The 2,329-nt window shown below is 75.5% G+C and carries 2 protein-coding genes and 1 pseudogene; 1 reads left to right on the plus strand and 2 read right to left on the minus strand.

Going from position 1 to position 2,329, the window contains the following annotated elements; translation table 11 throughout:
* On the plus strand, window positions 1-489 hold a 489-nt coding region (locus HMPREF3099_RS09330; protein ID WP_371327528.1), incomplete at its 5' end, for a PH domain-containing protein.
* A 32-nt stretch (window positions 490-521) separates the two neighbouring features.
* On the opposite strand, the gene HMPREF3099_RS09335 is transcribed toward HMPREF3099_RS09330, so the two are convergent.
* Together HMPREF3099_RS09335 and HMPREF3099_RS13050 are read right to left on the minus strand one after the other, a co-directional pair.
* Window positions 522-1,712 carry an FUSC family protein gene (locus HMPREF3099_RS09335; RefSeq protein ID WP_070705705.1) on the minus strand — a complete coding sequence of 397 codons (1,191 nt, stop codon included), beginning with the start codon at window positions 1,710-1,712 and terminating at the stop codon, window positions 522-524.
* Window positions 1,709-2,329: pseudogene (locus tag HMPREF3099_RS13050) on the minus strand (hypothetical protein); the annotation flags it as partial. The pseudogene HMPREF3099_RS13050 and the gene HMPREF3099_RS09335, both read right to left, overlap by 4 nt.

A 2,329-nucleotide genomic window follows, 5' to 3' on the forward strand; every position in this document is an offset into this window, starting at 1 on the left:
CGAGCCGGGGAGCGGCCGATGAGCCGCCGGTCCGCGCCCGACGCCGCGCCCGACACCGCGCCCACCCCGGACGCCCTGCGCCCCTTCGTGCCCCGGCGCGGCCGGTGGGTGGCCATGGGCTCGGCGGTGGTACTCGTGGTGATGTTCACCGCCATCGCCGTGCTCGCGCCCGGGTTCACCCCGGTGGACCGCACGATGACCGTGCTGGCCGGCCTGGGCATCGCGGCCTTCCTGTGGCGCTACGCGATGATCCGCGCGGTGCCGGACCGGCAGGGCATGACCGTGCGCAACCTCTTCACCACGCAGCGCGTCGAGTGGTCCGAGGTGCGCGGTGTGGTCTTCACCCCCGGCGACCCGTGGGTGCGCCTGCAGCGCACCGGTGGGCAGGAGGACCTCGCCGTCATGGCCGTGCAGGCCGCTGACGGGGAGGCCGTCTCGCAGGCCGAGGCGAGCCGCCTGGCCGGCATCGTCCAGGCGCTGCGCGGCTGAGGCGCGGAGGCCCGCGCTGCGGACGGAGCGGCTCAGTCCTCGTCGCGGGCGGCGTGGCGGTCCCGGTAGCGGGAGGGCACGCGGACCCGTGCCTCGCCGTAGGACAGCCCGGTGACCATGTACATGTCCACGATGATGGAGCGCACCTGGGCGCGGATCACCTCGGCGCTCAGCGAGGGGTCGTCGGCCTGGTGGTTGCTCAGCTCGGCGAGCTCGCCGAGTTCGAGGCGCACCGACCCCATCGAGTCCGGGTCGTCCAGGGCGTCGACGAGCAGGGCGGCCACGTCGGCGGCCTCGGCCACGAGCTCCACGTAGGCGTGCGGGACGGGTTCCCCCTCGAGGATGGCCACGTCGGCGCGGCGTACCAGCACGCGGGCGTTGCGCACCAGCCGGTCCAGTGCCGTGACCTGCCGGTCCATGCCGCGCAGGTCGCGGCGACGGCGCCACTGCCAGGGCACGGTGTGGGCGATGGCCGAGCCCTCCTCCACCTGACTGCGCATCTCGCTGATGAGCCGGTCGGTGTAGCGGGCGTCGCGCAACGCCTCGCCGACGATCTTCTCGTCGCGCTCGCTCAGGCCGTGCGCGGTGCGGTCGAGCAGGCGGGAGACCTCCCGGGTGAGGCGGCGCGCCACGCGGCGCGGCTTGTGCAGCGGCGACATCGGGTTGAGGGCCGCGATGGCCACGGCCACCAGCCCGCCGATGACGGCGTCGACCCAGCGGGAGAACGCCCCACCGGGCAGCACGGTGGCCGTGGCCACCACCACGCCCTGCACGCCGGCCTGGATGGTGAGCAGGCTGCCGGCTCCCCAGACCGAGGCGGCCACCATCGCGAGCATGGCGATGAGGGCGGTCTGCCACGCCCCCGCGCCCAGGAAGTGGAGGATGAGCTCGCCGGTGAAGATGCCGGTGGCGGCGCCGGCGGTGATCTCCAGGGCCCGGGTGATGCGCTGCCCGAAGTTCATGCCCAGGCAGACCACGGCCACCACGCCGGCGAAGATCGGGGCCTCGTGACCGAACACGTGGTGGGCCACCCACCACGCGATGCCGGCACCCGCCGAGGCCTGGAGGATGGGCAGTATCCGCTCCTGGAGGTGGTCACGGCGGCGACGGGCGGCGGAGGCCGACCAGCGCCGGGCGCGTTCGAAGGCCCGGAGCTGCCGGGCGGCCTCGCCCTGCACCCTGATGCTGCCGGTGGTCGTCCGCCGGACCGGCGTTCCGCTCACGCCCTGCTCCTCTCCTCGTCGACGCCTGACCGCTCCACGAGCTGGTCGTGGTGCGGGGGGTGGGCGGCCAGCAGCCGGTCCTCGGCCCGGGCCCAGCCGTGCCACCATGGTGGGGTGCCGGGCGCGGTGCTGGTGGCGTCCTCGCGCCGTGCCACCGCGGTGCGCCGCAGATCGGCGGGGGCCTGCAGCCAGACCACGTGGTCGTAGGCCCCACGGGCCGGTGGGGCCGAGCAGCCCACACCCTCCACCACCACAACACCGGTGGGCGGCAGATCCATCCGGCCCAGGGCGGTGTACCGCTCGACCGCCCAGTCCCAGCGGGGCCAGGTCACCGCGGTGGCGCCCTCCCGCAGGGGGCGCAGCACGTGCCAGTCGAGCAGCGCGGGGGCCGCCGTGAGCCCCTCCCAGCCGGGGTAGAGCTCCTCCACGGCCACCAGCCCCACGTGGTCGGTGGGCACGCCCAACCGCTCGGCGGCGTGGGCGCGGAGGTGGGCCGCGTAGGTGGTCTTGCCGGAGCCGGAGCGTCCGTCGACGGCCACGAGCACCGGACGCCCCCGACCCACCCGGTGCGCCACGGCCGCCCAGGTCTCCCGGACGGCCGCGGCGGTCACCGGGTC

It is taken from the genome of Kytococcus sp. HMSC28H12, assembly GCF_001816045.1.
GTDB lineage: Bacteria > Actinomycetota > Actinomycetes > Actinomycetales > Dermatophilaceae > Kytococcus > Kytococcus schroeteri.